The organism is Vibrio sp. 10N.222.55.C6 (assembly GCF_041473395.1).
In the GTDB taxonomy this organism is placed as follows: Bacteria; Pseudomonadota; Gammaproteobacteria; order Enterobacterales; family Vibrionaceae; genus Vibrio; species Vibrio crassostreae_C.
Genome location: NZ_JBFRSD010001091.1, coordinates 1 through 424 on the forward strand (window position 1 = coordinate 1; position 424 = coordinate 424).

Annotated in this window: 1 pseudogene; it reads left to right on the forward strand. The window is 42.2% G+C overall.

Annotated features, from left to right (window positions below):
• A pseudogene (locus AB4486_RS27690) lies at positions 1-424 on the forward strand (fumarate hydrolyase); the annotation flags it as partial.

Consider the following 424-nt stretch of genomic DNA (forward strand, 5'->3'; position numbering starts at 1 on the left):
CCTTATTCAGATGCAATCAACCAATCATTAGCTAGAAGTTCAAAAATTAGCTTCACTCTTCTAGGTAATGAAGCGGATGTTCCTCTTCCTTCGTTTTTCTTGTTCAATACCAACGATCACACTCTAAATATTCCGTTAGATGCAAATTCAACGGGGCTCTTGAATGATCCAAAAGTAGCCATGGGGGAAGCTGATGGTTGGAGTACTATCATGCCGTTCACTATCAATGTGAATCTTCCAAGTGATAGGACGCTGAAGAATGATGTCGTGATAATGGGTACGACACCGTTTAGCGCGCACCTAAATGCCGGTGTAAAAGTTGCTAAAGTGGATGTTGACCTGAGCACTGGTGTAATGTCTAACTTTACTGCGCTAACTGCTGGCGTTGACTACTTAGTGGCATCTAGTGATTTTAAGACCATAC